The organism is Rhodococcus sp. EPR-147 (assembly GCF_001647185.1).
GTDB lineage: Bacteria > Actinomycetota > Actinomycetes > Mycobacteriales > Mycobacteriaceae > Rhodococcoides.
In genome coordinates, this window is the sequence record NZ_LVCU01000473.1 from 1 (window position 1) to 23,786 (window position 23,786).

General features: G+C 60.7%; 20 protein-coding genes and 6 pseudogenes. 19 read left to right on the top strand and 7 right to left on the bottom strand.

Annotated features, from left to right (window positions below):
- Positions 1–379 precede the first annotated feature (379 nt).
- The 11 genes and pseudogenes from A2J02_RS20160 to A2J02_RS20210 all read left to right on the top strand — a co-directional run bounded on the left by A2J02_RS20160 (position 380) and on the right by A2J02_RS20210 (position 10,264).
- Positions 380–1,087 carry an MlaE family ABC transporter permease gene (locus tag A2J02_RS20160; RefSeq protein WP_228139276.1) on the top strand — a complete coding sequence of 236 codons (708 nt, stop codon included), beginning with the start codon at positions 380–382 and terminating at the stop codon, positions 1,085–1,087.
- Positions 1,088–1,097: 10 nt separating this feature from the next.
- Complete coding sequence (locus tag A2J02_RS20165; RefSeq protein ID WP_027498257.1) at positions 1,098–1,961, top strand: ABC transporter permease; 864 nt, start codon at positions 1,098–1,100, stop codon at positions 1,959–1,961.
- An 8-nt stretch (positions 1,962–1,969) separates the two neighbouring features.
- Complete coding sequence (locus A2J02_RS20170; protein ID WP_068052708.1) at positions 1,970–3,007, top strand: MlaD family protein; 1,038 nt, start codon at positions 1,970–1,972, stop codon at positions 3,005–3,007.
- On the top strand, positions 3,004–4,011 hold the full coding sequence (locus A2J02_RS20175) for an MlaD family protein (protein ID WP_068052711.1): 1,008 nt from the start codon (positions 3,004–3,006) through the stop codon (positions 4,009–4,011). Before A2J02_RS20170 ends, A2J02_RS20175 begins: the two co-directional genes overlap by 4 nt.
- Positions 4,008–5,003 (top strand): MlaD family protein, encoded by a 996-nt coding sequence (locus tag A2J02_RS20180; protein WP_027498254.1) that lies wholly within the window; start codon positions 4,008–4,010, stop codon positions 5,001–5,003. The genes A2J02_RS20175 and A2J02_RS20180 overlap by 4 nt, the downstream gene beginning before the upstream one ends.
- The gene (locus tag A2J02_RS20185) at positions 4,997–6,046 is read left to right on the top strand and encodes an MlaD family protein (RefSeq protein ID WP_027498253.1); all 1,050 of its coding nucleotides are present in this window, start codon (positions 4,997–4,999) and stop codon (positions 6,044–6,046) included. The genes A2J02_RS20180 and A2J02_RS20185 overlap by 7 nt, the downstream gene beginning before the upstream one ends.
- A complete protein-coding gene (locus A2J02_RS20190) occupies positions 6,046–7,083 on the top strand; it encodes an MlaD family protein (RefSeq protein WP_032370850.1) in 1,038 nt (345 codons plus the stop codon). Before A2J02_RS20185 ends, A2J02_RS20190 begins: the two co-directional genes overlap by 1 nt.
- A 77-nt stretch (positions 7,084–7,160) precedes the next feature.
- Complete coding sequence (locus tag A2J02_RS20195) at positions 7,161–8,039, top strand: MlaD family protein (protein ID WP_231893839.1); 879 nt, start codon at positions 7,161–7,163, stop codon at positions 8,037–8,039.
- A gap of 48 nt (positions 8,040–8,087) precedes the next feature.
- A complete protein-coding gene (locus A2J02_RS20200; RefSeq protein WP_027498250.1) occupies positions 8,088–8,783 on the top strand; it encodes a hypothetical protein in 696 nt (231 codons plus the stop codon).
- On the top strand, positions 8,767–8,934 hold the full coding sequence (locus A2J02_RS27870; protein WP_155288583.1) for a hypothetical protein: 168 nt from the start codon (positions 8,767–8,769) through the stop codon (positions 8,932–8,934). The genes A2J02_RS20200 and A2J02_RS27870 overlap by 17 nt, the downstream gene beginning before the upstream one ends.
- Positions 8,935–8,983: 49 nt before the next feature.
- Positions 8,984–10,264: pseudogene (locus tag A2J02_RS20210) on the top strand (IS3 family transposase).
- Positions 10,265–10,485: 221 nt separating this feature from the next.
- Here the strand turns inward: A2J02_RS20210 and A2J02_RS27880 are convergent.
- The 3 genes and pseudogenes from A2J02_RS27880 to A2J02_RS29085 form a co-directional block, all read right to left on the bottom strand.
- A pseudogene (locus A2J02_RS27880) lies at positions 10,486–10,840 on the bottom strand (IS30 family transposase); the annotation flags it as partial.
- A gap of 63 nt (positions 10,841–10,903) precedes the next feature.
- Positions 10,904–12,679: an IS481 family transposase gene (locus A2J02_RS20215; protein ID WP_068052714.1), complete on the bottom strand. Its 1,776-nt coding sequence runs from the start codon at positions 12,677–12,679 to the stop codon at positions 10,904–10,906.
- 82 nt (positions 12,680–12,761) lie between these two features.
- The gene (locus A2J02_RS29085; RefSeq protein WP_441346991.1) at positions 12,762–13,223 is read right to left on the bottom strand and encodes an IS30 family transposase; all 462 of its coding nucleotides are present in this window, start codon (positions 13,221–13,223) and stop codon (positions 12,762–12,764) included.
- A gap of 722 nt (positions 13,224–13,945) precedes the next feature.
- Here A2J02_RS29085 and A2J02_RS29090 point away from each other — a divergent pair.
- Positions 13,946–14,095, top strand: a pseudogene (locus tag A2J02_RS29090) (IS3-like element ISMyma10 family transposase); the annotation flags it as partial.
- 215 nt (positions 14,096–14,310) lie between these two features.
- On the opposite strand, the gene A2J02_RS20230 reads toward A2J02_RS29090, so the two are convergent.
- Positions 14,311–14,652 (bottom strand): DUF4873 domain-containing protein, encoded by a 342-nt coding sequence (locus A2J02_RS20230; RefSeq protein ID WP_027498244.1) that lies wholly within the window; start codon positions 14,650–14,652, stop codon positions 14,311–14,313.
- 132 nt (positions 14,653–14,784) lie between these two features.
- Between A2J02_RS20230 and A2J02_RS20235 the strand changes: the two genes are divergently transcribed.
- The 5 genes from A2J02_RS20235 to A2J02_RS20255 all read left to right on the top strand — a co-directional run bounded on the left by A2J02_RS20235 (position 14,785) and on the right by A2J02_RS20255 (position 20,315).
- Positions 14,785–15,753: an AurF N-oxygenase family protein gene (locus A2J02_RS20235; RefSeq protein WP_027498243.1), complete on the top strand. Its 969-nt coding sequence runs from the start codon at positions 14,785–14,787 to the stop codon at positions 15,751–15,753.
- A gap of 158 nt (positions 15,754–15,911) precedes the next feature.
- Positions 15,912–17,426 (top strand): flavin-containing monooxygenase, encoded by a 1,515-nt coding sequence (locus tag A2J02_RS20240; protein ID WP_068052717.1) that lies wholly within the window; start codon positions 15,912–15,914, stop codon positions 17,424–17,426.
- A 39-nt stretch (positions 17,427–17,465) separates the two neighbouring features.
- Positions 17,466–18,335 (top strand): SDR family NAD(P)-dependent oxidoreductase, encoded by an 870-nt coding sequence (locus A2J02_RS20245; protein WP_027498241.1) that lies wholly within the window; start codon positions 17,466–17,468, stop codon positions 18,333–18,335.
- Positions 18,332–19,402 (top strand): ferredoxin--NADP reductase, encoded by a 1,071-nt coding sequence (locus A2J02_RS20250; RefSeq protein ID WP_027498240.1) that lies wholly within the window; start codon positions 18,332–18,334, stop codon positions 19,400–19,402. Before A2J02_RS20245 ends, A2J02_RS20250 begins: the two co-directional genes overlap by 4 nt.
- Positions 19,392–20,315: an alpha/beta fold hydrolase gene (locus A2J02_RS20255; RefSeq protein WP_027498239.1), complete on the top strand. Its 924-nt coding sequence runs from the start codon at positions 19,392–19,394 to the stop codon at positions 20,313–20,315. Before A2J02_RS20250 ends, A2J02_RS20255 begins: the two co-directional genes overlap by 11 nt.
- A 30-nt stretch (positions 20,316–20,345) precedes the next feature.
- On the opposite strand, the pseudogene A2J02_RS28810 reads toward A2J02_RS20255, so the two are convergent.
- Positions 20,346–20,712 (bottom strand): annotated as a pseudogene (locus A2J02_RS28810) (AMP-binding protein); the annotation flags it as partial.
- A 106-nt stretch (positions 20,713–20,818) separates the two neighbouring features.
- On the opposite strand from A2J02_RS28810, the gene A2J02_RS20260 reads away from it, so the two are divergent.
- A complete protein-coding gene (locus A2J02_RS20260; RefSeq protein ID WP_068052725.1) occupies positions 20,819–21,571 on the top strand; it encodes a TetR/AcrR family transcriptional regulator in 753 nt (250 codons plus the stop codon).
- A gap of 31 nt (positions 21,572–21,602) precedes the next feature.
- Here the strand turns inward: A2J02_RS20260 and A2J02_RS20265 are convergent.
- Positions 21,603–22,056: pseudogene (locus A2J02_RS20265) on the bottom strand (IS110 family transposase); the annotation flags it as partial.
- Between the two features lie 572 nt (positions 22,057–22,628).
- On the opposite strand from A2J02_RS20265, the gene A2J02_RS20275 reads away from it, so the two are divergent.
- On the top strand, positions 22,629–23,183 hold the full coding sequence (locus tag A2J02_RS20275) for a PaaI family thioesterase (RefSeq protein ID WP_027498237.1): 555 nt from the start codon (positions 22,629–22,631) through the stop codon (positions 23,181–23,183).
- Positions 23,184–23,199: 16 nt separating this feature from the next.
- Here A2J02_RS20275 and A2J02_RS20280 read toward each other — a convergent pair.
- Positions 23,200–23,786 (bottom strand): annotated as a pseudogene (locus A2J02_RS20280) (MFS transporter); the annotation flags it as partial.

Here is a 23,786-nt window from a genome sequence, read left to right on the forward strand (position 1 = left end):
TACGCGATGGCCCACCCACAACACGGGTACGACACGCCCGAGCTGCGGCTACGCCGCCTCACCGAATGTCCACCACCCCACGGGACTTACCCGTGGAAGATCGCTCCCGGCTCGATCCGGGTCAAGGCTCTAAATCGAGATGGCTCCGTTCACTTGGGGACACGCCAACCTCTCAGGTGATTAATCCGACGGGGATTACCCGAAACCATGTACCAGGTACTGCACGTACCTGATACTGTGCGAACACCTTATCGCGACGAGCTGCGCAGACAGAAGAGGAGAGACCGGTATCTATACAGAAATTGCTGGTCGAGCGACAGCCAGTCTTGTGACCTTTGGAAATTCGATTGCCCTCGCCGGCCAGGCATTGCGGTGGGCCGTGCGCGATATTGTCACCGGACGGTTTCCGTTTCGGGAGTTTGTCACACAGACGTGGTTCGTCATCACCGTAACGACGTTGCCAGCGATCCTGGTCGCGATCCCGTTCGGCGTTATCGTCTCGGTGCAGGTCGGAAGTCTAACCCAGCAGGTCGGGGCCACATCTATCGCCGGAGCCGCCGGTGGACTCGGGATCATTCAGCAGGGGGCACCGATCGTCACCGCGCTCCTGCTCGGTGGTGCGGCAGGGTCGGCCATCGCCTCTGACCTTGGCGCACGCACCGTCCGTGAAGAAATCGATGCCATGGAGACGCTCGGACTAAATTCGACACGTCGACTCGTCGCACCTCGATTCGTCGCGGTTCTCATCGTCGCTCCGATGTTATGCATGCTCATCGTGTTTACCGGTCTCGTGGCCGGCTACATCCTTAGCGTCAACGTCCAGGGCATCACGCCGGGGAGCTACGTCGCATCGTTCGCATCGTTCGCATCATCGGCGGACATCCTTGTAGCGCTGATCAAGTCAGTGGTGTTCGGTCTCGTGGTCGTGACAATCGCGTGTCATCGGGGCCTGTCCACGAAAGGTGGCCCCAAAGGTGTGGCCACATCTGTCAACGCCACCGTGGTCCTAGGGGTAGTGGCGTGCTTCGTCATCAACGTGTTCATCACCCAACTGACCATCATGTTCGTCCCGCAGACCATCGGATGACGGAGAACACGTGACCGCAGTACCATCCACCCGTTATAGTTTTGTTACTCGTCCGATCGTGCGTGCTGTGACACCCCTCGCTGAGGTCCCCGCGCAGCTCGGGCACATTACAACATTCACCATCGACACCGTCGCCGGAATTCGGCACGTCGCAACCACCTATCGACGACAGACGTTTTTATTCATACAGGAGTTTGCCTGGGGACGAGGCGCTGTACTGGTCGGCGGGGGTACCGCGATCGTGCTTGTGATTCTCGGAATGGCTGTCGGGGCGTCCATCGGCATCCAGGGCTACGCCTCGCTAGACCTGGTCGGGATGGGGTCTCTTACGGGATTCATTTCGTCATACGCCAACACTCGAGAGTTGGCACCGATGATCGCCGCGATCGGTTTCGCAGCCCAGGCCGGCTGTCGCCTCACTGCGGAAATAGGTTCGATGCGTATCGCCGAAGAGATCGATGCGCTCGAGTCGATGGCGGTGCGGCCGATTCCGTACATCGTCAGCACGCGTGTGGTCGCGGCGATCACTACCATCATCCCCCTCTACATCGTAACGCTGATACTCAGTTTCGGCGCGGCCAAGCTGGTCGTCATCCTTTTACACGGCCAGTCGGGTGGCACCTATGACTTCTATTTCGATGCGTTCCTCAAACCGCAGGATTTGGCGTTCTCAGTAATCAAGGTCCTCGTTTTCGTGGTGTCGGTCGTCATCATCCACAGCTACCAGGGTTACTACGCCAGCGGCGGAGCAGAAGGCGTCGGCCGCGCGTCTGGTCGAGCGATCCGCAGCAGTCTCATCATCATCGTCGTGGAGGACATGATCTTAACCCTGTTGATGTGGGGTTTCGATTCGGGCGTCAAGATTTCGGGCTAGGAGTTCAAGTGGCTGTATTTCAAGATCCATCAGGACGCGCGCCCTCACTGGCGAACTTGACCCTGCGCGGGATCGGGGTTCTCGTCGTAGTGACGGTTGCCGGCTATCTTCTGGCGGGCAACGCGACCGGAAAATATGAAGACAACACGACAGTGACGATCACCACCGACGCGGTTGGTGACGGGTTGAAGGGCGGATCGGAGGTGAAGTATCGGGGCTTCACGGTGGGCAAGGTGTCCTCGGTGTCGGGGCGCGACCAAAGTGTAAATGTGAAAATCGAGCTCACCGGAGTGAACGACGACATCCGGTTGCGTCAGGGCATGGCCGTGAATTACACGTCCGCCAGCGCGCTGGGGCCGACGGCACTGGAGATTGTCGACCCCGGGCGGGGAGTCCTCATCCGTGATGGCGGCAGCGTCTATGTGAGCAAGCTGCAGTCCGAACACACTTCGGTATCGACCCTGATTCGAAAACTCTCGAAGCTGGTCGATGCTCTCGATCAGCCGGCGTTCAATTCTGTGGTGAAGTTTGTCGTCGATGATTCCCAAACGTTTGCCGATGCCGGCCAGCTCATGTTCCAGATCGCGCAGCTCACTCGGGACGTTCAACAGCGGCCAGTGGGCCAGGATTTGGCGATCGCGGCAGACCTGTCCCAGGGCGTTGCCGACTTCATGACGCCGTTCGTTCCGGGCATCCTCATAAACGTCGACGTCGCTGACTTCTTCGCCACCGACGAGGCCATCAATCAGGCCACAGGCAACCTCAACAGCACCGGCGCGGTTCTGTTCGGGGGACTGGGAGGACTGTTGAGCGAAAACTACCCGGCGTTGAGTTCGGTACTGGACGTCGGCCTCGATCTGGCGAGGCCGGTCGCCAGATCGGCATCGGGACTCGCGCAGACCATTTACACCATCCCGCAGATCCTGGACAGCATCGACAACGCCACGCCGCAAGTCGGCGAGCGAGTACAACTTCAGGTCGCCCTGGTAGTGCAGACGTCACCTGCGCTGCAGAGCGCGCTTGCAGCAGGAGGACCAAGAAGATGAAGCTCAAGTCGTTAATTCCCACCATCGTCAAGATCGTCGCGTTCGCCGCAGTCATCGGCGTTCTCACCTACGTGATCATCGCCATCCTCGAACCCAGCTCGGACGGAGCGAGTTCTGAACGGTCTGCGGTCTTCTCCGATGCATCTGGGCTCAAGCCTCGCGACGGTGTGCGTTTGGCGGGAGTAAAGGTCGGTTATGTGACGGCGATCGGCCTGAAAGGGCCCACCGCGGTCGTTCATTTCCAACTGAACAACGACGTCGCGATCACGTCGAGCACCACCGCCGCCGTGCGTTATCAGAATCTTCTCGGACAGCGATATGTCGAATTGATCGGTGCGGCACAGGGAAAGACACAGGGGGCGGCGCTCACACAGGTGGCACTCGACAAGACCGTTCCCTCATTTGATGTGTCCACCTTGTTCAACGGGTTCAAGCCGGTGTTCGACACGCTTAACGCCGACGAGATCAATGAACTGCAGTCCAACTTGTTGCGCGTTGCTCAAGGTGATGGGAGGGGTATATCGCCTGTTCTGGAGCAGGTCGCCAACATCACCGCCTACGGGGACCAGCGGTCTGAGATCATCACGAATATCGTGACGAGTCTCGGCCAGGTCTCCGACCAACTCGAAGGCCGCTCGGCGCAGCTGGTCGAACTCGTCGACCAGCTGGGATCGATCGTCGACGCCTTCAGCCGCGTGAGTGACCGGTTGCGGGAGTCGCTGGGCGAGGTCAACCGGTCCATGGAGAAAACTGTCATCGCCGGGGAGCAACTTGACTCAACGTACGACCAGAGTTTCGCGACGATCTATCAGCGTCTGGCGCGAGAACCCGGGGAGTTGGAGGGGCTGCTGAATGGCGCGATACTGCTCAAGCCCCTTATGGACTCGCTGAACGCTTCGACGAATTCCACGCCGAGTGAGGCACGATGTTCGAAAGGCCTTCTGCCCCTGCCGGATACAGCCACGATTGCGCTTATGGGGCAACGATTGGTGGTGTGTAAGTGAGGTTGTTCAGTCGAAATCGACCGCATCACCAGTCCGAACGCAGACGCGACCTCATCGTCGCCGCTGTGGTGGTGGTGACCGTGGTGGTCGGTCTGGTAATCGCCGGGACCGTGTATATCGCACCGCCCGGCCAAAAGGTGTACTCGGCTCAACTGGTCAACACCGGAGGGCTGGAGTCGGGTGATCAGGTGCGTATAGCGGGGATAAGACAGGGAACGGTGTCGTCGGTGGACCTCGCGGGAACGTTTATCACAGTCGAATTTCGACTCGACGACTCAGTGCCAGTCCGTTCGGATGCCACCGCAGCGGTTCGCCTGATCACGCCGATCGGCGGGCGAGTTCTCGATCTGGACCCAGGGTCAGGACCGACCTCGCTGTCGGGGGCGATCCCCCTTGTTCAGACATCGAGTACTTACGACATTTCGGACACGCTCGAGACGACGACGCCGGTGTTCCGCGATGTAAAGGGCGTCGATCTCCGTCAGACTGCGTCGCTGCTGCAGAATGCGTTCTCCGACGGCAACACAAACATTCCCGACGCACTGAGGAACACCAGCAGTTTGATGGAACTCTTAGAGCGACAGTACGGTCAGCTCGACAAAGCGGTCGCTCTATCCGATGAATACGTCAACGCTTTCGCCGATCAAAAACAGGTGCTGGTCGACTTTCTCCGTCAACTCAGCTTCCTTGCCAGTACGCTGGGACCTGATATCGATAACGTCCGCGGCGGGTTCGACCTTCTCAGTCGTCTGTTCAAACTTCTCACGAGGCCGCTCGTGGCTTACAGCGATGGAATCGAACCGTCTGTCCAACAATACAAGACGCTCCTCGACAAGGTGTCGTCAGAGCTGCCAGGCTACTCCGATGCCCTGGCCCAGGTTGATCAGATCACTCAGCGCCTCGGCGTCCTCCTCCAGGCGCCGGTCGGTGCGTCGACTACCACAGAACCAGAGGTTCGTGTGTGCATTCCGAGTGGTGACGACAAATGTTGACTACATGGATCCGAAGACTGTTGCTCCTGATCGCCGTGGTGGTTGTGGTGGTCGCTAGTGTGGAAATAGGGGGGAGGGTGTCCGACGACACGCGCTCCCTGTGTGCCGAGTTCACCGACGCATCGGGCCTCTTCGAAGGCAACACAGTAGCCATGCTCGGCAAGAAGATAGGCAGCGTCGTCGGGGTGCACCAGAATAGTGATCAGTCCGGTGTAAGGATCGACATGCGGATCGACAAGAGCGTTCCGCTGCCCGCCGACGTCGGCGCGACTCTGGTGTCGACATCCATCGTGACCGAACGTCAAATCGAGTTCACCAAGCCGTACTCTGATGGAGCCCGATACGAGACGGATCAGTGCATTCCGTTGAGTAAGACGAGAACCCCGCTGGGAATCAGTCAGACGCTCGACTCGATCAGCAACTTGTCCGAGGACCTGGTCAAGGACAACGGCAGGAACACCGACGCGATCTTGCAGTCCCTCGAGCTCGTCTCCCGCAATCTAGAAGGAACGCAGGGTGACGTGGCCGGGATCATCAAGGACTCAGCCACGCTCATCGACGACCCGGCAAAGCGGGATATGCAGATTCGCAGCATCGTCGGGAACCTCGCCGCACTGACGGGGGTGGCAACCGAGAACGACAAAGAGGTGACCGCCCTCTTCGACAACTTCGTAGGTGCCATCGAGGTCATCATCGCGTTCGGCCAGACCTTCGGCTCGGCAGTCGAGTACGCGGGGACGTTCGTTCCGATCCTCTCGAGGTTCGCAACAGATTTCGGTCCCCCGATATTCGCGATCGGTGATGCTGCCGTTCCGCTCATCGCCGACATGGGAGAGCAGCCGGACATGGTGGTAGCGATCGCAGCCCGCACGGCAGACCTCATCGTGAAACACCCCGATGCCAAGTCAATTGTGCAGGCGTTCGCAGTGTCGCTGCCTTTGCGAAGCCTGGTCGGTGGCTGCGCCGCGCCGGTGGCAAACGGAGTCTGCGGGTCCAGCGATGTATCGAGGACGATCGCAGGGATGATGGGGGGAGGGGCCTGATGATCTCGGTCAATCGCGCATGCCTCGGACCCATGGTGGTCGCACTGATGGCAACGATAGTTTTCGTGACATCGTGTGGGATCAACGCCGACAATCCGCCGACGATAGCGACCTCCGACGCGGACGGTTACGACATCCAGATGGAGTTCACCAGCGCACTCAACTTGCCTGCCCTCGCAAAAGTTCTCTCGGGGGGAATCAGCGTCGGGTTCGTCGAAGATGTCACGTACGAGAACGGGCATGCGGTCGTGAAAGCTCGCATCGACAACACGACTCAGCTGCCGGGGGAATCGCGGGCTGAGCTGCGTCAGGACACTCTCCTTGGTGAGATCTACGTTGCCATCCTTCCCCCAGCCGAGCCGTCGACGGGTGCCTTGCTGCGGTCGGGTTCGGTGATCCCGTTGGCACGGACCGAGCCGGCAGCAAATGTCGAGGACGTCATGCGCGGGATGTCGAATGTCCTCGGGGGCGGTGAGCTCGACAAGATCCACACCGCGATCTCGACATTGAACACCACGTTCCCCAAGGACTTGCAGCAATTCGACGCCCTATACCAGACAACGCTGGAGACCGTCTCGGAGGTCTCCTCGAATACCGACAAACTCGACGTAGTGTTGAGGTCGGCGGATCAGACTCTGAAAGTGATCTTGGACGATCCGTCGGGAATCGACCGGATGCTGACCAAGGGCGGACGCAACTTTTCTGGCCTCGGCTACTCCCTGATCGAGGTCGCGTTACTCATCGCCAACTTGCGTGATTTCGCAGTGTCCGCGGGCAGGATCGTGGATCCGGAGTACTTACGGATAAAGGAGTCAGTGGCCGGGATCGCCCCGGTGATCGATTCGATCGCCAACTCCGACATCTACTCGAAGTCCGTCACGGAGCAGGCAACGAGCGTCATCCGCGACAAACTCATTCCATTCGTGCGGTCGCCCGACATTAACCTCTCGGACATCTCCATCGATGGTCGGGACCTAGCGCGGCGTGACGCCGAATCCTTCATAACCGTGTTGAGATCAATCGGAATGATGCCGTGAACCGCAGCAGCACGCTCATATCGATACTGGCTCTCGCCGTCGTGTTCGTCGTAGGGCTCGGCTACCTCGTCGTCGGCGTGGCACACATCAACCCCACCCGCTCCGAGTACTCCTTAACCGCCATCATCGACAGCTCAGGCGGTCTGCTGGACACATCGCCGGTGATGGTGCGGGGGGTACCCGTCGGAAAGGTGTCCTCGATCAACGTCGCGGATTCGGCAATTAAGGTCGAGATGACGATTGATTCCGACCACAAGATCCCCCAGGACAGCGAGATGTCTATCCAGAATCTGTCGCTCGCGGGGGAACAGTACATCAACTTCGTGCCCGCGGGCACGGCAACCGGTGGGTACTTCGATAACGGAGACGTGGTGCCCGCGGACGCGGTGCACGTGTCGCAATCGGTTCCCCAGGTGTTGCCAAAGTTGGCTGCAGTGGCAGATGGGCTCGACCCGGAATCGATCGAGTCCATCAACAAGACCGTCGCCGAGGCCGTCGCCGGACGGCAGGACGACCTCGACACGATCGGCGACATGATGCACCGTGTAGTCGATTTCGTCGGCAAAGATGGGTCCGTCCGGGTGACCGCAGACAACGCCGAGTTCCTGCTCGGCCTCTTGGCCGATGCCGGGGACGTCCTCAGTACGGCATCTGTACGCACCCCTGACGCCGTGAACGGGCTGGCGCGGATTCAACGGGCGTTCATCAGGTTCACAACCACCTCGTACGACAAGTGGCCTCCCGTGTTGAAGCTTGTGGAAAAGCTCAACGGCTATATTCAGATCCTGCAGCCGGATCTGCTGACGATCACCCGGGCGGTGAAACCGGCGACCGAGAAAGTTGCCGACACATACGTCGACTTCGGGTCGATCGGCGACCTCCTCGGCCGGACTTTCCCGGCGTCGCGACCAGGTCGCGCCGAGGTCCCCGTCACCGTGTCGCCGCCACTACGGTGACGCCCCGTCCGCAAGCGACTGTCACCGTTATTACACAGAAGGTCCCACATGACAAATGACGACCGAACGAAACCGCACCCCGAGCCCACTGAAGTCGAGGACAGCGCGGCCGCAGCGACGCCGGATGGCGATCTACTGATGGACGAAAACGCCCCAGCCGCGTCCGCCGTAGCCACGGCTGGGGCTGGAGACAGCGACGTCGACCCCCCCTCGCCAGGTGGGCACCGCTGGTCAGCATCGCCGCGATCACGTGCCGTGGTGGTTTCGGCCGTGATCGTGGTGCTCGCTGTGCTGGCCGGCGTGTTCGCCTACCTCTACCTCGAGGCCGACGAAGCGAAGTCGGTATTGGAAAACGACGCCGCGCAACGGGCCGCCGCGGCGAAGGCCGCCTCGGATTACACGACCAGATCCCTGACCTACAGCTACCAGAACACCGACGCCTTTTTCGCGGCAGTCAAAGAGGACGCGGGTGAGGCTCTAGTCAAGCGGTACGACGAGGTTCGGCCGACGCTGACCCAGATTATCCAGCAGGCCCAGGTGCAGGCGTCGGGACGCGTTCTGGCCACCAGCGTCACCGGTGAAACCGGTGACGCCGACGGAGAATACACGGTGATGGTCTTCGCGAGCCAGAAGACGCAGAACGTGCAGAATCCACAACCGAGTGAACTGCCGACATTGTTGAAGGTGGTCGTGACGAAAACCGCCCAGGGCTGGCAGATTCAGGACTATGGCCCAGCTGAATGAGACGGCTGCTCCGCAGAAGGAGTTCCACGAAGAGCAAGATGCAGGACGGTACTCATTCTTCGACGCGGTCGCAGATGTCGGCGGGGTCGACGCCGGTGAGGAGTTGGGTGATCTCTTCGGGTGGCGGGTGCCCCCTCGATCGGGTCAGTGATCCGTCCCGGTGTTTCCGGAGGGTTCGTCTCAGGGAAAGATGAAACCTCATGGCAGCAGGATCGAAGCGGTACTCGGCGGAGTTGAAGAAGGATGCCGTCGACATGGTGGCTCGGTTGGTGGCGCAGGGCGATACCGAGTGGGCGGCGATGCGCAAGACCGCGGATTTGCTCGGTGTGGGCGCCGCTGAGACCGTTCGTCAGTGGGTTCGGAAGGTACCCGTCGACGGCCCGGGCAGCACTGTCGAGTTACGTGCCGACGCCGAGGTCATCAGGAAGTTGCGTCAGGAGAACGCCGAACTCAAACGGGCCAACGGGATACTCAAGGCGGCGTCAGCTTTTTTCGCGGCCGAAATCGACCGGCCACACCGATAATTGTGGACTTCATCGGCACTCACCAGGGAAACCGGGTGGGTGCCGATGGTCTTGTCTGGGGTGTCGACTCGATGTGCACGGTGCTCTCCGAGCACGGTATGCACATCGCCCCGTCCACGTACTACGACCATGTCACTCGGGTGCCGTGTGCCCGAATACTGTCCGATGCACATGTCATCGATGCCATTCACATGCTCCGGACGCGGCAACCGCTCGCACGGGTTCTCGGTTCGCGGAAGACCTGGATTATGTTGCGCAGCAGCGGTATCGAGGTAGCTCGATGTACCGTCGAACGACTGATGCGGGAAATGAGGTGGCACGGTGCGCTCAAAAAGAAAGCGGGTCCGCACCACCGTCGCCGATCCGACCCACCCGCGGGCCGAGGATCTGGTGAAGCGCCGGTTCACCGCGGTGGCACCGAACCGGCTGTGGGTCGCCGATTTCACCTAATGCCGCACGATGTCGGGGTGGGCGTTCACGGCGTTCGTCGTCGATGTGTTCGCCCGGAAGATCGTCGGGTGGAAGGTCGCATCGGAGATGACCACCAGCCTCGTCGATACCGCCATCACTAACGCGATTGATTCCCGAAAACGTTCTGGTGTAACTGCTTTGAGTAATCTGATCCACCACAGTGGCGCTGGATCCCAGTACACGGCGATCGCATTCGGGCAGCGTTTGGCGCAGGAGGGCATCGCGGCGTCGATCGGAACGGTCGGCGACAGTTACGACAATGCCCTTGCCGAATCGGTGAACGCCGACTACAAGAATGAGCTCGTCGACAACGGCCCTCGCTTCCCCGGTGCCGCGGAATTGTCGTTGGCCACCGCACAGTGGGTCGCGTTCTACAACCGCGAACGCCCCCACAGCTACTGCCACGACCTCACGCCCGACCACGCCGAGCAACTCCACTACGATCGCACGCGCACCCTCAATCCGGAGGAGGCACTCACGCAGTGAGCCCTCCGGAAATGCCGGGACGGATCACAGTTTGCGAGTGGTCGAACACCGACAGAATCGGGAATGTCGGGATTTTGCAGGCCTCCTCGCCGTGCCGACGGTCGAAGACACAGCGATGGTCACCACGGCGCTGAAGACGGCGTTGCGGCGACGAGATCACGGTGGACACCGCGTCGGCTCAGGGCTCATCCATCACAGCGATGCCGGCAGTCAGGGCGGATTTAACCTGTCGTCGCAACACAGTGCCGTGAAGCCGAGTTCATCTGCTCTGCAAGCACTTCCGCTGGGGTTCGCCACCCAAGTGTTTTGCGCGGGCGGTTGTTGAGTGCATCCGTCACGGCCTGAACGTCACTTCGACGGTATCGAGCGAGATCGGTTCCCTTCGGAAAGTATTGTCGCAACAATCCATTGGTGTTTTCGTTCGTTCCCTGCTGCCAGGGGCTGTACGGGTCGCAGAAGTACACACGGATCCCGGTTTCTGCGGTCAACTCCGCATGACGTGCAAGCTCCGCCGCGGTCCCAGGTCACCGATCTGCGCAGGTGCTCCGGCAGCGGTGTCATCGCAGCCTGGAGTGCATCGCAGACCGACTGACATGTATGGGCCCAGGACATCTTTGACCGATTGTCATCGACACATCGTTACCCGCTTCTGGGGCGGTGGGCGTTGAAGTTCCGAATGGCTTTGGTTGAGGTTCGCGCGTAGACGCCGAGCTCGGTGGTTCCGTCGAGGACCCGAAAGTAGTTGTCTTCGACCACGACAGTCACGATGGTTCCGGCATGGGTACGGCCGACCTTGAGCAGCTGACCGGTCACCATGACCCGGCCGTCTTTCGGGACGCGTCGCTGTACGGTCTGCGGTCCGGCCGGCGGCGGCGCGGGCAACGTTCCCGTAGCTTCCCGTGCGCCGGTCAGACCCGCGAGCTGGCTGGCATCGAGCGGGTTCGGCAGTGTCGCGAGCAGGACGTTGTCGACACTGGCGTGGATCAGCCCTGAGGCGATTCGCAGCGTCACTCGTGTTCCCGCTCTGTCGGCTCCGAGGTGAAGTCGGTGACCGGCGAGGATGACGGTTCCGTCTCGTCCTGCGGTTCGGTCGACCTCGATCGGTCTCGGTTTGGTGGGCAGGACTGCGGTGTCTACTGCCGCTGTTGCCGGAGATGGTCGGCCCTGGCGTGTGCCGCGCATGGCGAGGCGTTCGAGGTCGGTGTGGGTCAGTCGCGAGCGCACTGTCTTGATCACGGTGTCGTCGAGGATGACATGAATGCTGACCAGGTCGATCCACAGGGTGACGGTCCGTCCGGCGTGGTTGCTTCCGATCCACAATTGTTGCGCTCCAGCGACATTGGTCACGCCGCTCGGTGGTACCTGGGTGTCGAGCTCGATTGCACTGCTGCTTCTTTCACGGCCCACCGTTGTCAGGCTGGAGCTTGCAGCGGTGAGAGTTGATGACGAATCGGACTGGCCGTTGTCGGTTGTTCCGTCGTGATGCTCGTGGTGGGCTCGCGCACGGAACAAACTCGCGGGTGTTGCCATGTCCAGACTCTGGTGGGGCCGCAGGGTGTTGTAGGCGTGCACCCATTCGTCGAGGGCGGCTTGGGCAGCAGCGATGTCGGCGAATGCGCCTGCCTCATCGAGGAATTCACGACGAAGGGTTCTGTGGAATCGTTCGATCTTGCCAGTTGTGGTGGGTGAATGGCGTCGGGTCAGTCGTGCGGTGATCCCGAATTCTCGGCATGTTCGCTCGAACAGCACTTCGGCCGGCAGCGGCCGAGTGTGTTTACCGGTGAATTGCTTCCCGTTGTCGGTGAGTACCTCGAACGGCGAACCCCACTTGTGGATGGCAGCGATGAATGCTTCACATACTGCGTTCCCGGAGGGGTGCTCGAGGACGGTTGCGGTCACGATGAATCGTGAGTGGTCGTCGATTCCGGTCAGCATTTTGCACTCGCGTCCGCCGACGAGGAACATTCCGCCGACGAGGTCGAGCTGCCATAGGTGCATCGGCGCTTCGCGCTGCCAACGTTTGTAGACTCGTTTATGTTGTTGCTCTTGATGATTGACCAAGCCGTTGCGGACGAGCGTTCGGTGGACGGTCGCGCGAGATGGGGTTCGGTCTCCGATTTCTTTGCTTAGCTCGAAGCAGATGCGGCGTGCGCCCCACCGCCGGTGATGTCGTCGCATCTCGCAGATGAGGGCTTCGATGTCGGGCTGGATACGGTTCGGGCTCGCATGTGGTCGTCTCGACGAGTCGACAAGTCCGTCGATACCCGAGTTTTCGTATCGCTTGCGCCACGCTGTGACGGTCTGTCTGGAGACGCCGAATCGCTCGGCGACGTCGCTGACCGGTGAGCCGTCGTTGACCTCGGTAATTGCTCGGAAAGCGGACCTGGACAGTGAGTCGTTCGGCGATGTTGGCATCGGATTCGAGGGGCTGAGGGGAAGGCACACCCAACGATCACCAAAGCTGGTGAAGCGTCAGATATGTGCCGATGACGTTCCGTCAAAGATGTGTTGAACCTTTACACGTCACCGACTCCGATCCGTAACCGGACAACGCCGGCCCGTTCTTCACCGGGGGCGCATCCCCGTACCCATCCTTACGTGGCAGATGCAGCAACGTGGTGAATCTGCTGGTGCGTTCGACAAGCGTACCCACTGTGGACCTGCCCAGCCCGATGATCAGACCTCCTTCCCAATGCCCTGGCGTTTTGCGATCAGCGACTTCGTCTGGCCGCGAGCCGATGGTGACGTCATCGGTGATGAATCCGGTGCGGAGCTTCTTCGCTCGCGCCCTCGGCTCGCGCAATGCTCGTCCGGTGCGCAGGCACGCCACCAACTCTCTATCCTGCGCTCCACGTCCTTCGATGCAGAGGGATTGGTAGATCGCTTCGTGGGAAATGCGCATCGACTCGTCGTCCGGGAAGTCGATCGGCAGGCGGTTGGCGACCTGTGCCGGGCTCATGCGCTGGCCCATCGTCGGTCCGCTCTCCGTGCCTTGTTGCGTCCCTTCCACGATGCGAACGGGCCGACAACCTCACCGTTTTCGTCGCGGATCACGCCCGAGAGCACTTCCTGTACGTACTCTCGAAGAGGTTCGTGTTCAACGAGTTTGGCTACCTTGGGTCGCCTTGCCGCAAGATCGGCTTCCATTGCGCCACTGATGTGCGGTACTCGACCTTGCCGCCGCGGGTGGCAGCGTTGCGGCGGAGTTCTCGCGAGATCGTCGACGGTGATCGCCCCGATCTGGTCTGCGATATCTCGCATGCTCATACCGTTCGCGCGAAGCAGGGCAATCTCCTCACGTTCGTGAAGGTCAGATACCTCCCCGTGGGCGGGGCCAAGTCAATCGGCGGCATACCTCCAGCGTGACGGAACCACCGTGAACCCACCGGCCCCGACACGCCGCAAGCGGTGCCGCGTCTTCACTGGTCAACCCCAACGCGATCTGCGCCCAGAACTCGCGTTCGAGATCTCGGCGTACCGGCGGACGACCCGGAGATTTCATCACCGCCCGCCCAGTCAACGTCGCCGCCCATTCTGGTGGTCGTCCCATCGAAACACCCTCCATCCCTTGAGGTGTTGCGTCGACCGGTTGAACCTGGTCAGTACACGTCGATCGCGTTCGCGGAAACGCTTGCGCTCGAGGGGATTGCGGCACCGATCGGCAGCGTCGGGGATGTGTAAGACAATGCGTTGGCCGAGAGCACAATTGGGTTGTTCAAGACCGAGGGAGTATCGAAGAGAGGCCCGTTCCTGAACGGCCCGCTAAAGACCATCGACGATGTCGAGTTCGCCACGATGGGATGGGTCGACTGGTTCAACCAACGCCGCCTCCCACAGCACCCTCGACTACCTCACACCAGACGAATTCGAGAAGGCCTACCACAGTCAAGAATCGGCTCTCCGCCCGGAGATGTTGCAAGCGTAGGAGCGGCAAGAAACCCGGGACGGTTCACTGACACGGCGCGCCGTCTGGTGGCGTTGCTTCACCCGCCTGGGCGCTATCGGACTGGATGCTGGGGAACGCCCCAGGGCGCAAAGCGGGTCGGTCAACCCTGATGTTCACTCTCTGCTATCGACTCAACTTCCTCGAGCGTGGTGGGGATGTGGTACGGCGGTCTGCTCGTGCCCGAGATGCGATAGCGGTCCCAGAAATCAGGGTCGCCCACGACGCACTCGGCGCGTCCCTCTGGTGTCGCAAAGACGGCAACCGTGCGCCTTCCCGAGAGGGCGGCGTGGAGCGCATCATTCTTGTCGATCCTTCCGTACCAGGTGTATAAGCCGTTGAGGGGCTGGAAATAGCCTTTGATCTTCACCCCGACAGCAATCTCCTTGCCACGGCACACCAAGGTGCCCTCGCCGGAGTAGTCGAGATCGTGGTCGTCAGACACGCAAGGCTCACTTTCTTCACATCAAACATTGACAAAAGAACGCATTGGCGCAGACACTATCAGTATCTGGTACCCGGAGTACGGGTATGAAGTCGAGACTCAGCTCGGCCCGGAACGCAACGGAGGTGTCACATGACCGTTCAAAATGTGGAGACCAAGCCCGACGTCTCAACGGAAGGCGCTGCGCGTGTCAGCGCCCGCAAGCCCGTCGACATGCAGAGATCTGCCGGCCGACTGCTGCGGGCGGCGGCCGAAAAATTCTATGACGCGGAGATCGACATCGATTGGGACTCACCCTGGGAGGAAGGAAAGTACTACCTGCCAGAGCATCGGGTCTCGCTCTACGGCACCAAGCTGTGGGAGAGAATGAGCGACGAGCAAAAGGCGGAACTCGGGCGCCACGAAATCGTCAGCATCCTCAGCTTCGGTATCTACGCGGAGAATCTGCTCAGCTCGGCGCTGCTCCGAACATCCGCCAAAGGCGCCCTGACAGATCAAAGGTCCCTCTACGCCCTTAACGAGATCGGCGACGAGGCACGTCACTCGACGATGTTCGCCCGACTGATCAACAAGACGGGCCTGGCACCGTACAAGTTGCCGAAGGGGTTCTTGAGCATCGCGAAGATCTTGCACTTTGTGCCTCTCGGCCCGTCCGTGTCCGGCGCGACTCTGCTCATCGAGGAGATCCTCGACCGCGCTCAGCGCGAGGCGATGAATGACCCGAAAATGCAGCCGCAGCTGCGCCAGCTCATGAAGATCCACGTTCTCGAAGAGGCCCGTCACATCACGTTCGCGCGGCTGGAAATGGTGGAAGGGATGCAGCGTCGCGGACGCATCTCGCGCGCCTGGCATAGAGGCACGTTGGCGGCCATTGCGAACTTTGCATACCCGTTGCTCATCAATCCGAAGGTATATCCCGATGTCGGAATCAGCCGTCTGCGCGGCCTGTGGGCGCAGCAGACGAGCCCGAACTATCGCGTCAACTTGCAGTTCATGTCCGAGCCGATGATCCGATTCTTCCACGAGGCCGGAATGATGGAGGGGAAGTTCACGATGGCGATGTGGCGCGCAACGCGCAGCCTGCCCGACGATCTGCGCTAACACGCCCGGCCCGGTCCGCGCGTCCCACAGCCCATTCCTCGACCCCACGACCGGATTCCTCGGTTCGTGGGCTTGGGCGGATGACATTCCCACACCTGCCACGCGTCACGGCGCGCCGTGCGGGTCCGTTTTCTGCATTCGATCAGGAGATTTTCACAATGCCGTCCTCCAACGCCAAGTCCGCCGCCACGGCGACAGACCCGGGAATAACCGAGCCCATCACTACCAAAGTTCTCATCATCGGCAGCGGCTTCTCTGGCCTCGGTATGGCCGTCCAGCTCCGCCGACGCGGGTACAGTGATTTCATCGTTCTAGAAAAGGCCGACTCCGTCGGTGGGACGTGGCGCGACAACACCTATCCGGGATGCGCGTGCGACGTACCGTCACTGATGTACTCCTACTCGTTCGAGAGTCGCGGTAGCTGGTCGAAGGTGTGGTCCTCGCAGCCCGAAATCGAGCAGTACCTGAAAGATATCTCCAACAAGCGTGGTGTCACTCAGAAGATCCACTTCGGGCAGAAGTTGGTCTCCGGATACTGGAGCGAGTCCGAATCTCAGTGGCACCTGCGTACCGAGTCGGGCCGGGAGTACGTCGCGCAGTACATCGTGTCCGGTGTCGGCGCTCTGCACATCCCGAATTTTCCGAATATCCCCGGAATCGACGAGTTCGCCGGTCAGGCGTTCCATTCGGCACAGTGGGACCACACGGTGGATCTCCAGGGCAAGCGGGTGGCCGTCATTGGCACCGGTGCCAGCGCGATTCAGTTCGTGCCGTTCGTGCAGAAGGACGCCGGCACACTCACGGTCTTCCAGCGAACCCCGGCTTGGGTACTTCCACGCAAGAACTTCGCGGTGCCGCCGGTACTTCGGACGCTGCTCAGCAAGATCCCCATTACTCGCCGCCTCGCTCGGTGGCCGGTCTACTGGGGCGCAGAGAGCCTGGCCTTCGGGCTCAACGGCCACTCCAACCTTATGCGACCAATCGAAAAGGTGGCGAAATGGAACATCGAGCGTTCTATCACCGACCCCGAGCTACGCCGGAAGCTGATGCCGTCCTACCGCATCGGATGCAAGCGCATCCTGGGATCGAACGACTACTACCCTGCGCTCGCCGCCCCCAACACGACAGTGATCAGCGATCGGATCGAAAAGATCACTGCCGATTCGATCGTCACCCCTGACGGCGTGTCACACCCTGTGGATGTGATCATTTACGCCACAGGGTTCCATGTCACGGACGGGTTCGATCAACTCGCGCTCAAGGGCGCTCGGGGCGAGGACTTGCCGTCGCACTGGCACCGGACGGGCATCAATACCCACCTCGGCATCACCACCGAGGGCTTCCCGAACCTGTTCTTCCTGCTCGGACCTAACACGGGTCTTGGGCACAACTCTGTCGTGTTCATGATCGAGCAGCAGATCAAGTACATCATGAAGGCCATCGACGCCGTCGACAGTCGAGGTGCGGAGCGTGTTGATGTGCGGGCCGAGGTTCAAGAACACTTCAACAAGAGCATCCAACACAAGCTCGCCAAGGGCGTGTGGACCAACGGCGGATGTACGAGTTGGTATCTGGACTCGCAAGGTGTCAACCGTACGGTGTGGCCCGGGTTCACCTGGCAGTACTGGCGAGCGACGAAAGACTTCGAGCCCGCCGAGTACGAGATCGCCTGACAATCCAACCGTAGGTCATCGAGAAGTGAGTATCCGACAGTGAGTAGTTCGACAGCAGGCAATTACGCGACCCAGGTCGCAGTCGTCACGGGAGCCGCCTCAGGGATCGGTCGGTCCCTTGCCCTCCAACTGGCCGAACGCGGGGCCAGCCTTGCCTTGTCCGACGTCGACGAAGTGCATCTCGAGGAGACGGCGGACATGTGCCGTACCGCGCATCGTGCGACCGTGGAGACCGCGGTGTTGGACGTGGCAGATCGTGCTGCGTTCCAGGTTTACGCAGAGAGCGTGCAGTCGTCTTTCGGGCGCGTCAACATGGTGTTCAACAATGCCGGCGTCGCCCTCGGCGCCGACGTTGTCGACATGTCCTGGGAGGATTTCGACTGGCTGATGGGCATCAACTTCGGTGGTGTCGTCAACGGGACCAAGGCGTTCCTGCCTTATCTGATCGCCTCTGGTGATGGTCATCTGGTAAACACCTCCAGCGTCTTCGGTCTGGTCGGGATCCCCAGTCAAAGCGCTTACAACGCCGCGAAGTTCGGTGTGCGTGGCTTCACCGAAGCGCTTCGGCAAGAGATGAAAATCAGTCGGCATCCGGTCACGGTGACATGCGTTCACCCCGGCGGCGTCAAGACTAATATCGTCAACAACGCTCGTGGTGTATCCGATATGGGGGCAGATACCGCCACCATTGCCTCGATGTTCAACAACATCGCCAGGACCACTCCGGAGAAAGCTGCGTGCGCCATCCTCAAGGGAATGGACAAGAAGAAGCCCCGAGTGCTGATCGGCGCAGACGCACGTGGCTTCGACTTTGTCGCACGCGTTGTCGGTCCGCGCTACCAGGACATCTCTGCGCCTGTCACACGCGCGGGCTACGCCTTGGCTCGTAAGCGGGGGATCATCAAATGACCCTCGAACAGGAGAATCGGCCGGGCACCACCGCGCGATCGCGAACGCTGACCGTGTCGGAGGTCGTGCAGGAGACCAAGGACTCCGTGAGCATCGCCTTCGAAGTGCCTGACGAGATCGTCGACGATTTCAAGCATCTACCCGGGCAGTTCATTACGTTGAAGATCCCGTCCGACCAGACGGGCCACGTCGCACGATGCTACTCGCTGAGCAGTTCGCCTCATGTCGATGACTTCCGCCTCGAGATCGGGGTGAAGCGCACCGCTGGGGGGTATGCGTCGAACTGGTTGTGTGACAACGTTTCCATCGGCATGGAGGTGACCGTCCTCACGCCATCGGGAAAGTTTACCGCTAAGAGCCTCGACGTCGACTTGCTCTTCTTCGCTGGCGGAAGCGGCATCACTCCGGTTCTGTCGCTGGTGCAGTCGGCTCTGGTGTCGGGCAGTGGGGAAGTTGTCCTGTTCTACGCAAACCGTGACTCCGATTCGATCATGTACAAGTGCCGGCTTGAGCAGATTAGATCTGAATTCGCCGAGCGGTTCACTTTGGTTGACTGGCTTGAGTCGGAGAACGGGATTCCCACATCAGAGGCTGTAGAAAAGATTATTCGTGAACACAAGGGATCGGCAATTTTCACCTGCGGGCCTTCCCCTTTCATGGATCTTGTGGAAAGCTCTGCCGCCGCATGCGGAGTGGATCATTCGGATGTACATCGAGAGGTATTCCAGTCGCTGACGGGTGACCCGTTCGACACCGCAACACTGCGTCGACTCAGTGACGACGAGGGTGTAGCTACGGCCACGGTTTACCTGAACGGAGAGTGCATCACCACGGAGTGGCCACGTAACACGCCTCTGCTCGATGTGCTGCTCTCGCGAGGGCACAATGCACCGTACTCGTGCCGAGAGGGCGCATGCAGCGCGTGTGTGTGCAAGCTCATCGATGGCGATGTCGAGATGGTGCAGAACAACATCCTCGTAGACGACGACATTGAAGACGGCGAGCGACTCGCGTGCCAGGCACTTCCGCTCACCGACGCTGTGACGGTGAGTTTCGATGACCTCTGACTCCTCGAAAGCTGGCCTATTGTCGCGGCGGTCGCGGGAGGTTCTCTCCAGTGACGGCACGAGGCTGTTTGTCGAGGAGTACGGGCTCGGTGATGATGCGCCGCTGTTGGTGTTCAGCCACGGGTGGGCTTGCCAAGGTCGGTTCTGGAGACCTCAGATCGAGCACTTCGCCACCACACACCGTGTGGTGGTGTATGACCAACGAGGGCATGGCTGGAGCGACCGGGGTCGCGCGCCCTTCTCTTCGTCGGTGCTCGGCGACGATCTCGAGGCTGTCTTGCGCGCTGTCGTCACGTCTAATCGTAAGGCATTGGTGACCGGTCATAGTATGGGCGGGATGTCCATCATGGGTTGGGCTGCCGAGCACCCGGAGTCGGTGCCCGTCTTATCCCGTGGTGCCGTCTTGGCGAGTACCGGCCCCTCGCAGTTGGTGAGTAAATCGACGCTAATTGGGTCGCCACGTCGATTCCGCGCCTCACTGGAGCGGGCATTCGCAGCCGGGCTCGCCACCGCGGGACCGGAGATGCTTGACACTCGCTTCAACCGACGGTTGGTGAAATACGGGACGATGGGTCCACACGCGCCAGCAGACGTTGTGGCTGAGTGTTCCGACATAGTACTGCGGTGCCCCCCTGCGGTTCGGGGAATGTGGGGCAGGGTCCTGGCCACCATCGATGTGAGCAAAGGAATCGACTCACTTACGGTTCCGACGACCGTGATCGTGGGCTCGGCCGACAAGTTGACACCCGCGGTTCATTCCATTGATCTCGCCGACCGACTGCAGCAGCGCCGCCGGTTGCATGAGTTCGTGGCGTTGCCACAGATCGGTCACATGATCAACATGGAGGCACCAAACTATTTCAACGAAGCAGCGGCCCGATTGGACGCAGCCACGGTAGGCGATGGCTTTTGAACCGTCGACCGGACACACATGAGCTCGTGAGACGGCCACGATCGTCGACAGGCCGCGCGTGTCCGAGTTGGGAGGGGTCCATCGAGGCGTACAGCATCGATGGCATCGCCACGGTGATCTTTTTTGCGTCGATGGTGCGCAGCACCTCGGCGGATAAAACTTCGGCAGCACCATCATCGGGCCGCCTTTCGTCAGGGTCGGCACGAAGAACGCGGCCCCAGCATGCGACAGCGGGGTGCACATCGAGAATTTGGGGAACCCGGCCATTCTCACTCCGGAGAGTTGAATCTGCGTCATCGTGAACATTGCCGAAGCCTCCGATGGCTCCCTTCGGCTTTCCGGTCGTGCCGCCGGTGTATGTGATCGACACGGTGCGATCCGGCGGACGATCGGCTGCTTGAGGGAGGGTGCCGAACCGCTGCGAGCGAACCGAGAGGTTTCAGCGAACGGCTCTCCAGCCCGACTCGCTTGAGAGGACCCTTCAGGGTATTGTTAACCCCATAATGTCATTCGTCCGCCGCGTTTCATTTACTCCATCTCAGGTGCAGCGTCGAGTGGCCGATGCCCGTAGCACCCGCTGGGATGAGCATAGAGTCGAGGTACGCGCGCAGCTGGTCGACGCGACCATACGGATCATCGAACGGTATGGTGCAGGCGTCAGCATGGACGACATCGCTGCGGAGGCCCGTGTATCTAAACCAAAGCTGTATCGCTACTTTGGCGACAAAGCGGGCTTGAACGCGGCGGTGGCGGCGAAACTCGGTGCGTTGATGTGGGATTCGGCGAAAGTCACTATTCTCGCCGACCAAGATTATCTTTCGGTTGACGACATGGTTCGCTCGTCCGTCCAGAGCTACGTCGCGCTCGTCGGGCAGTATCCCACTGTCGTCAGATTCCTTATGGCGAATCACTTGTTTCAGTACTCCGGATCGGGAAATGGCGGAGTTGCTGACGAACTGAGGTCGGTGATGGAGGTCGTCGCCGATCGGTTCACTGAAAGTCTTCAGCGTGTTCACGCAGATACTTCGGTCATTCCCTTGGCCGTGGCGTCCATTCTGGGTTCTGGTCTATCTGCGACTCAGTGGTGGATCGACAACGGTCGTGAGCAAGGGGTGGATGATACGTTCTTCGCCGCACACCTATCAGAGACGACGTGGGGAATCATCGACGGCGCGGCCGCAACCGTAGGCGTGGCCTTCTCACGCAGTCTGCCATTCAGCCATCCCGGTTTCGCGTCCCGCCACAAAATGGACTGAATCACCCTAGATATCCAATAATTGTAACTTGTCAAGCTGCGTCGGGTTGTTGCGCGGTGCGGTGTGCCCAAGCGGTGTGTTCGTCGTATTCGGTGCAGTGGCGTACGCACCCGTGCAGGAGCCCGACAAGTCTGTTGGCGAGTGCGCGGAGCGCTTGGTGGTGGAGGTCTCCGGTAGCACGGTGTTGTTCGTAGAACGCGCGAGCGGCCGGACTCTGGCTGAGGGCGCAGAACGCCCACCGGTCGATGGCATCGTAGAGCCGCCGGTTGCGGATATGTCGAGCCAGTACGGCCCGCTTCTTGCCCGACGCAACTGTCAGGGGTGTCACCGAGCCCCGGGCGGCGAGGATGACACCGATTCCTGGCAGGGAGAGGTAGATGGCGGCGTTGTGTGTCAGCGTCCGGGTGTGTTTCAAAATGGCGGGTCAGATCGGCTTCGAGGTCGCCGATCTGACGGTTCAACTCCGCGATCAACGCCAAGAGTGCGCCCGGCATCGCGCTCGACCTGCGCTGCGAACGCCTGCAACCACGAAAGGCGAACGCTACCGATCCCGTTTCTGCGCCCGCTGCGCACTCCGCGACGACCTCCATGCAATCTTGATATTCGATAACGAGGACATCGCGCTGGACGCGCTCCTTCAAGCGTTGGGCGCAACAAATCGACCTCAGAGCGCGGTCATCTTGATGCGAGGCGCGCGGGCCTCGCCTGCCGCCGCGGAGCGGCAGAGATTGGGGTCGTCGCAGCATTCGGCCGAGGCAGGTCGGGTGTGAGATAGTTGCATTCGCGAGATGCCCTTCGTGGTGGCTGGAATGTTCCCTAGACAAGAACTCAGTTACGGGCAGTCCGCAAACGCGGCCTCAGAATAGTCATCTCCAGGTCCGAAATCCTCGCGGCAGATCACTTCTCTCTTTAAAGCTATGTCGGCTTGGTCGATCCTTTAGTGCGGTTCACTTCTGACATAGTGCAGTTTATCTTTCGAAACTAACAGCGGTGCAGGCCGAGCGCACGAAGACGCGACAGACTCGGCACAATGTTTTCACGACAGAGAGGTCCGACCATGAAAAGAATTCCAGACGAGGTCAGCGGGTCGGCCGGCCCCGCTATCGAGAACTGGGCGCGCTCGTTCTGGAGCACGAGTTTCGATTCGCCTGATCTACCGCCCCACCACCCCGACTGTCTTGGTTGTGGGCCGCAGAACCCGCACGGCCATGCCCTGTCGGTCCAGCGTGACGAGAACGGCGTGGTGGCTCACCATGTGTTCGATCAACGTCATGTCGGGGCACCCGGGATAGCACACGGCGGCGCGGTGGCGACCGTTCTCGACGATCTGTTCGGCTTCCTGCTCTACACAGTGGGTGAGCTCGCCGTGACGCGGCGTCTCGAGCTCGACTACCTAGCGCCGGTTCTGCTCGGCACTCCATACGTATTGCGTGCTGCCGTTCGGTCTCGTGATGGGCGCAAACTGGATCTCACGGCCACGATGGACGATGCGCAGGGCCGCTCGGTAGCCACCGCTACTGCCCTGTTCGTGGTGGTCGAGGTCGAACACTTCATGCAGTCCCAAGCCCGAGCCCAACTCCGGGCCACAGACACGAATCACACCGAAGAATAGACACCCTGGCCGACCTTCACCGACGTCCGTCACCCGCGGTGGCTGTCGTACGGCTGCGTCTACCTGGCGCAAAGACGGCGAGGACGAGTGCCCCAGCGGCGGTCAGCGCCGCCAACGACAGCGTCGCCTGACCACTTCCGTGTACGAATGCGGCTCTGGCGAACTCGGCCAGCGGCTGACCAGCTGGTCCTGCGCGGTCGGCGACCTGCAACGCGGCGGCCAGAGAATCGGCCACCGGACCACGGGCAGGCTCGGGTAGCTGGGGCAGAGCCGGCTGAATGTGCTGAACGTAACCGGCCGCGAGCACGCTACCGGCTACCGCAATCCCAATCGCGGCACCGATTTCGCGAGCTGCGTCGTTGACCGCGGCAGCCACCCCGTGCTTGGCCTCAGGAGTGTCCGAGACGATGGCGAAAGTCGCAGGGGCGGTACACAACCCCAAACCCGCACTCATGATGAGCAAGGGCCACAGCAGGTCAGGGTAAGTTGCCGCGACGGTCAATCTGCTCACCATCACCAGTCCCGCCGCGATGGTGAGCAGACCTACAGTGGTCATCACCCGCAGGCCAACAATGTTCGACAGCCAGGGTGCAATCACCGAGA